Here is a 7,405-nt window from a genome sequence, read left to right on the forward strand (position 1 = left end):
TTGATCGCAGAGAAGACCTGCCTTCGCATAGCGAACAATCCCCACGACAGATTTATACTTTCGTACAAGCTCACGTCGCATCCAACGTCGAAGCTTACCGCGAATTTAGCAACCTATCCCTTGAATTAATGCTCCCGACAGGACGTCGTAATGCTGCGTCGATAGGTTTCTGGCTAGCCACATAGGGCAATCACTCCTGGGAGAAACATCATGCTCGACGACACCAAGCCAGACGCCAACAACAACAGGTTGCACCGCAGGGTCTTGTCGGCCCGACGCCTCACACTACTCGGCTCCGTCGCAATGATCGGCGCCGCCCTCGCCGTTGCGAGCCCGCTGGGACACGGCCGATTTTTCGAACAGGCGTTTGCGGCCACTCCGACGTCACAGACGCAGGGCCCCGCCGGCTTCGCGGACCTCGTTTCAAAGGTCAAGCCGGCCGTCATTTCGGTGCGCGTGAAGCTAGACGAAGGAAGCGATACGAACGGCCCGAGCGTAGAGAATCTGCCTCCGGGCATGAAGGGTACGCCCTTCGAAAAATTCTTCCGCCAGTTCGGTTTCGACGGCACCCCGGGCGGCAAGCTGCAGCGCCATGAGATCATCACCGGCGTCGGCTCCGGCTTCTTCATTTCTGCCGACGGCTATGCGGTCACCAACAATCACGTTGTCGACCATGCCAAGTCGGTTCAGGTCACGACGGATGACGGCACCATCTATACCGCGAAGGTGATCGGCACCGATCCGAAGACGGATCTCGCACTCATCAAGGTTGATGGCAAGTCGGACTTCACCTACGTCAATCTGGAAAGCCAGGTACCGCGCGTCGGCGACTGGGTCGTGGCGGTCGGCAACCCCTATGGCCTCGGCGGCACCGTGACGGCCGGCATCATCTCGGCCGAAGGGCGCGACATCGGCTCGGGCCCCTATGACAACTACATCCAGATCGACGCGCCCATCAACAAGGGCAACTCCGGCGGGCCGACCTTCGACACCAACGGCAACGTCATCGGCGTCAACACCGCGATCTATTCGCCGTCCGGCGGCTCGGTCGGCATCGGCTTCGATGTGCCGGCACCGACCGTGAAGATGATCATCGCCCAGCTCAAGGAGCACGGCACTGTGACGCGCGGCTGGCTCGGCGTGCAGGTGCAGCCGGTCACGACGGGCATTGCCGAGAGCCTCGGCCTGAAACAGGCCCAGGGCGCACTGGTCGACGAGGCCCAGCCGGACACGCCGGCCGCGCAAGCCGGCCTCAAGGCCGGTGACGTGATCACAGCGGTCAACGGCAACCCGATCAAGGACTCGCGAACGCTCGCGCGAGAGATTTCGGGCATGGCCCCCGGCAGCTCGGCGAAACTCGACATCCTACGCAAGGGTAACGCGCAGACGATTACGGTGACCCTCGCCAAGATGCCGAACGATACCCAGAAGGTTGCTCGGGCGGACGAGTCCGAGCAGGGATCGAAGGGCATTCCCCATCTCGGGCTGTCGGTTGCCCCGGCTGGCGACGTCGGCGGTGCCGGCGACAAGGGTGTCGTGGTGACGGCGGTCGAGCCCGACGGTCCGGCTGCCGAGCATGGCCTGCAGTCCGGCGATGTCATTCTTGCAGTCGGGGGCAAGAGCGTCGCCTCCGCGGCCGACCTGCGCAACGCCCTCTCGGAAGCGAAGTCGGACGGCAAGCACGATGTCCTGATGCAGGTCAAGACGTCGGATAATACCCATTTTGTCGCCATGCCGATCGGATAGGCATGACGGCCGGCCTGCCGTCGCGTATTCTCCAAGCGCGACGGCGGAGCCCGATACCGAGTTTCGATCAAATTTCGGTGCCGGCACCGGTCCTGCTATCGGAAAGCCGCGAATGGCTTCGAAGACAATCAACATCTGGCTCAGCGCCGCGGCTTTCGCGGCGCGTTCGCGTCTGAAACGCATTCACCGGACGGGCAAGCAATGAAGACATCCCATTTTCGCGCCATCGGAATTACCTGCGCGGCATCCGCCGCCGTCGTCGGCCTTGGTCTGGCATCCCGTGTTTTTGCGGGTCCTTCAACGGTCGACCTCGGACTTCTCTCGGGCGTGATGCAGCTCGTGCAGGAGGACTACGTCCATCCGGTCGACTCGAACGAGCTCACCAATGCTGCCTTGAAGGGAATGCTGTCCCGTCTCGATCCGCACTCCGCCTACATGACGGAGCCGGAGTTCCGCGAGTCCAGGGAGGACATCAGCGGAAAGTTCGGCGGCATCGGCCTCCAGATCACGTATCATAACGGGTTGCCGACCGTTCTCTCCCCGATCGACGACACGCCGGGCGCCCGCGCGGGTCTGCAGCCGGGCGACGCGATCGTTTCGGTCGACGGTCAGACCACGCGTGGCGTGGACCTGATGGACGTGATCAGGAAGATTCGCGGAAAGCCGGGAACGGTCGTCAGATTGACGATCCTGCGTGACGGCAAGTCGCCCTTCGACGTGCCCCTCACCCGGCAAGTCATCGAAGTCTACAGCGTCAAGTCACGGCTGGAATCGAACAACATGGGATACTTGCGGATCAGCGAGTTCGGCCAGGAAACGCCAAGCGAACTCCGGCAAGCCATCTCGAACCTGCAGCACGATGCCGGCGGCAAGCTAGCGGGCGTCGTTCTCGACCTGCGAAATGATCCGGGCGGCCTGCTCGCATCGGCGGTCGACGTCTCCAGCGATTTCCTCAACGGCGGGACCGTCGTGTCGATCCGCGGGCGCAACGGCAACGACGATCAATCGTTCACGGCTCCCGCAACAGGTGCGTTGCTGCCGGACACTCCCGTGGTGGTTCTCGTCAACGGCGCCTCCGCGTCAGCGTCCGAGATCGTTGCCGGCGCGCTGCAGGATCGCCACCGCGCAACGGTGATGGGAACCCAGAGCTTCGGCAAGGGATCCGTTCAGACCATCATTCCGATCAAGGGCCACGGTGCGTTGCGCTTGACGACGGCGCTCTACTACACCCCGTCAGGCCGTTCCATTCAGGGCGACGGGATCACCCCCGACGTCGTCGTCCAGGCGGCCAAGGATGAGCAGGTCGCGAACTCGCTGGTTTGGCGCGAAGCCCAGCTCCACGGCGCCTTCACCAATCCCGGGACGCTCTCGAAGTCCGACGCTGCGCCGGACGCAAAGGGCCCGTCGCCCGACACGGCTTCACCGCCGATCAAGGAACAGCTGATCGGAACCGATAAGGACTCCCAGCTCAAGGCGGCGCTGAACTATCTCGAACACTTGCCGGCATCAAAACCGGCGCTCATCCGCACGAGTGCACCGGGATGATGCCCGCAGCCCTTTTGGAGCACATTCTACGGGCCTAAGCGTTTGCTGCCCTACTCGGCAAGCTGCTTGAGAATGGTCTCCCCAAAGGCTCCCTGGGCTGCGCATCTGGATACGTCGCTCCGTGTCCAACCAAGCCAGTTCTCGAAGACGTCGCAGGTGTGCTCTCCCAGGGTCGGCGGCGGGGTCGACGGTCCCGGCGGGAGATCGTCGAAGCGCAGCGGCCGCGCGATGAACCTGACTTCACCGGCGGTCCTGTGCGTCGCGGTTTGAACCATATTGCGCCCGGTCAATTGCGGCGCCTCGCAGACTTCGCCGACCGTTTTGATCGCGCCGCACGGGATTCCTGCACCATGAAGCAGCTCGATCCAGGCTGTGCGTGGCCGTGACGCGAATATCGGCCGAAGTATTTCTGCAAGGGCTGCCCGATTTGCCGCGCGCCTGGGTGCGGTGTCAAACAGCGGATCGGTTTCGAGATCCTTGCGAGCGATGACATCGCAGAACAGCGACCAGAACTTGTCGTTCGCAACTCCGACATTGAGCCACCCGTCGCTCGTCTGGAACGTCTCGTACGGGCTGATCGTCGGATGGACGTTACCTCTCCGCTTCGGACTTTCACCGGACGCAAAATACATCCCCGCATTGAACGTCAGCAGCGAGGCCATGGAGTCGAGCATGGACACGTCAACCCGTCCTCCTATGCCGGTCCTCTCCCGCTTCATCAGCGCGGCCAAAACCGCCTGCGATGCATAGAGGCCGGTCACGAGGTCGGCTATCGATGTGCCGACCTTCAGCGGCGGTCCATCAGGAGACCCGGTGACATCCATTACGCCGGATTCGCCTTGAAGGATCAGGTCGTAGCCGGGCCGGTCCGCGTCCGGCCCGGAACGACCGAAGCCCGAGATGCTGCACTGGATGAGCCCGGGATTGCCCGCGCTCAAGGTCTCGTAGCTCAATCCCCACCGATCGAGCGTTCCGGGCCTGAAGTTGTCGATCACGACGTCGGCCACTTTTGCCAGCGCAATAACGGCGTCTTTCCCGGCTGGTGACTTGAGGTTGACGGCGCAGCTCCGCTTGTTGCGATTGACCGACAGGAAGTAGGAGCTCTCCCCGTTGACGAACGGCGGACCGTATCGGCGACTTTCGTCGCCGCCACGGGGATCTTCGATCTTGACGACGTCAGCGCCGAGATCGCCCAGGTGCATCGTGGCGAACGGACCCGACACCACGCGGCAGAGGTCCAGAACTTTGACGCCGAACAGCGGTTCGGTGCTAGACGATCGCATCCGCCAGATCCTGCATCGTCGGCACGTTGATGTCGGGCTGATGAGGCGTCTCGCCGAACGGCCTGCTGCGCCGATCGATGAAAGCGGTTCGCATGCCGGCCGATTTGGCGCCGATGCAATCAAAGGCGTGGTTGGCGACGAAGAGAATTTGTCGAGGCTCGAGGCCGAGGATTTCGGCCGCCTTGGTGTAGGTCGCGACATGCGGCTTGAACGAATTCGCCTCGGCAACCGAGATCACATTGTCGAACGGGATCTGGTGATACCGCTTGGCCGTCTCCAGCATGTCGGGGTCGCCATTGGAGAGCACGACCAGTCTGTACCTGGTCTGCAGCTTCTCCAGAGCCGCAGGCACTTCCGGAAACGGCTTGAGCTTCTCGATCTCGCCGACGAGGTACCTGACCTCCTCCCTGGTGTAGCGAATGCCCGATCGGTCCATCACATGAGCAACGGCGCGGTGTCCGATCTCGCGATACGGCGTGTGCTCGCGATGGAGCAGCGCGTCGATCATGGAGTTCTCGAAGTGGGTGCGGCGCCACCAGGTCACGAACGAGTTCGGATTCCCCGACCAGCCCTTCGCCTTGAGAAACGGCGTCGCGATCGCGGTGAGGCCGCCCTGCATGTCCACGACCGTGCCGTACTGGTCGAACATGCAGACCTTGATGTCCTGCTTGATGTCTTCGTAGCTCATGGAGTTTCCCCTCGGATATCGTTTGGACAGCATCTTCGTAGACCGGAGCAGGCCATCTGAAAAATGGATTTGTCTTCCATCATTATTCATCATATGAATGACCGCGTGGAGAACACGATGAATCTTCGATCCATCGACTTGAACCTGCTGGTAGCGCTCGATGCGCTGCTGTCCGAGCGCCACGTCACCAAGGCGTCGGACAAGGTCGGGCTCAGTCAGCCGGCCATGAGCAACGCACTGAGCCGTCTTCGCGGGATGTTCGCGGACGAGCTTCTGGTTCGAACAGCGACAGGCATGAAGCCGACGCCCCGCGCCCTCGAGCTTGTCGATCCGCTCCGTCAGCTCCTGCGCCAGGTCGAGCGTGTGATGCAGAGCGATACGGCGTTCGACCCTGCCACGACCGAGCGGACGTTTACGATCCGAATGTCCGACATCCTTGCATGCACGCTGCTGCCGCGTCTCGTGGCCCAGCGGCGTACGGCACCCGGCATAGGATTCAACGTGCTGCATCTTCCGCCAGCGCAGACCACCGACGCCCTGGAGCGGGACGAAATCGACCTTGCCGTCAGCATGGGGCTCGATCATTCGAACGCCATCCGCTCCGACAAACTGCTCGTCGATCGAATGGTCTGCATGATGCGAAGATCGCACCCGATCGCACGAAAGAAGAGCATCACCTTCGACGACTTCATCGCGCATGAGCACATGAAGGTCTCGATGAGCCCGACCGACCTGCGCTTTGTTGACGATGTCCTTGGTGAACTCGGGCACCAAAGAAGGATCGTGCTCAATGTCCCGCACTGGCTGGTCGTTCCCCACGTGCTCGAGCAGGCCGACCTTTTGGCTGTTATGCCCGGCCATCTCGCGACGGCTCTGATGGACAAGGACCTGCAGATGTTCGACTTGCCCTTCAAGTCAGAGCCGTTCTCCTGGATGATGTATTGGCATCGGCGTTACGATCAGAGCAACGCAAGCCGCTGGCTTCGGGAGCGTGTCCAGCGGGCGTGCGCTGGCTTGAACTAGTACCCGCTTTTCTTGGAACGTGAGTCGTGATTCAAGGTCGGGATGATACCCGAAGCAAGAGAAGTCCGCCTTTCGAGGAAAGATCGCAAGGTGCTTGAGGCGTGTTGTCGCTCACCGATGACATTGCAGCGCGATTTGAAGCGGGCGCGGATAGTCCTGTTAGCGGCGGACGGGCGCAGCACCCGGTCGATCGCCAAGGAAGTTGGGGTCCAGCCGCGGATTGTCAGCGTTTGGCGGCATCGCTATGCCGACCAAGGCCTTGAAGGGCTGCAAGACAAGCCGCGGCCCGGCAAGCAGCCGATCTATACGAAGACGACCGACAAGCGGATTCTGAAGCTGCTGGATAAGCCGCCCCCGCAAGGGTTTGCGCGCTGGACCGGCCCTCTGCTGGCCGAGGCGCTAGGCGATGTTGACGTCCAATATGTCTGGCGGTTCCTGCGCAGCCACAAGATTGACCTCGCGGCTCGCAAGTCCTGGTGTGAGAGCAACGACCCGAACTTTACGGCCAAAGCCGCCGATGTCGTTGGCCTTTACGTCGCCCCGCCGGCGAAGGCTATTGTGCTCTGCGTGGACGAGAAGCCCTCGATCCAGGCTTTGGAGCGAGCGCAGGGCTATCTGAAGTTGCCCAATGGCCGCGCCTTGACCGGCCAGAGCCACGATTACAAGCGGCATGGCACCACGACATTGTTTGCAGCGCTCGAAGTCGCCACCGGAAAGATCATCGCTACGCATTCAAAACGCCGTCGCCGTGTCGAGTTTCTCGATTTCATGAACAGCCTCACCGCGGCCTTTCCGGGCCGAAAGCTTCACGTCATCCTCGACAACCTCAACACCCACAAGAAGAATGAGAGCTGGCTCAAGGCCCATCCCAATGTGCAATTCCATTTCACACCGACGAGTGCGTCCTGGCTCAACCAGATCGAGGTATGGTTCTCAATCCTGCAGGGGCAGTCGCTCAGCGGCACCTCCTTCACAAGCCTCAAGCAGCTTCAGGAACACATCGATGCCTACGTCAACGCCTACAACGACAAAGCCGAGCCCTTCGTCTGGACCAAGAAAAAGATCCGTCAACGCCGTTTCAAGGGCCGCCGTATCAATCAACTCTGATTCCGGGTACTAG

6 protein-coding genes are annotated in these 7,405 nt (G+C 61.6%); 4 read left to right on the forward strand and 2 right to left on the reverse strand.

The window, feature by feature from the left end:
• Positions 1-210 precede the first annotated feature (210 nt).
• Positions 211-1,746: a Do family serine endopeptidase gene (locus tag AS156_RS38465; RefSeq protein ID WP_066515536.1), complete on the forward strand. Its 1,536-nt coding sequence runs from the start codon at positions 211-213 to the stop codon at positions 1,744-1,746.
• Between the two features lie 201 nt (positions 1,747-1,947).
• Positions 1,948-3,291, forward strand: a complete 1,344-nt coding sequence (locus AS156_RS38470) for a S41 family peptidase (protein ID WP_066515537.1) — start codon at positions 1,948-1,950, stop codon at positions 3,289-3,291.
• A 50-nt stretch (positions 3,292-3,341) separates the two neighbouring features.
• Here AS156_RS38470 and AS156_RS38475 read toward each other — a convergent pair whose 3' ends face one another.
• A complete protein-coding gene (locus AS156_RS38475) occupies positions 3,342-4,574 on the reverse strand; it encodes a CaiB/BaiF CoA transferase family protein (RefSeq protein ID WP_066515539.1) in 1,233 nt (410 codons plus the stop codon).
• Entirely contained in the window at positions 4,561-5,262 is a 702-nt protein-coding gene (locus tag AS156_RS38480) for a haloacid dehalogenase type II (RefSeq protein ID WP_066515541.1), read from the reverse strand. The genes AS156_RS38475 and AS156_RS38480 overlap by 14 nt, the downstream gene beginning before the upstream one ends.
• 117 nt (positions 5,263-5,379) lie before the next feature.
• Here AS156_RS38480 and AS156_RS38485 point away from each other — a divergent pair, with 117 nt between their 5' ends.
• Together AS156_RS38485 and AS156_RS38490 are read left to right on the forward strand one after the other, a co-directional pair.
• Positions 5,380-6,285 carry a LysR family transcriptional regulator gene (locus tag AS156_RS38485; protein ID WP_066515549.1) on the forward strand — a complete coding sequence of 302 codons (906 nt, stop codon included), beginning with the start codon at positions 5,380-5,382 and terminating at the stop codon, positions 6,283-6,285.
• Between the two features lie 42 nt (positions 6,286-6,327).
• Entirely contained in the window at positions 6,328-7,392 is a 1,065-nt protein-coding gene (locus tag AS156_RS38490) for an IS630 family transposase (protein WP_066503481.1), read from the forward strand.
• Positions 7,393-7,405: the final 13 nt, after the last annotated feature.

Origin of the sequence: Bradyrhizobium macuxiense, assembly GCF_001542415.1 — a bacterium.
GTDB classification, from domain to species: domain Bacteria; phylum Pseudomonadota; class Alphaproteobacteria; order Rhizobiales; family Xanthobacteraceae; genus Bradyrhizobium; species Bradyrhizobium macuxiense.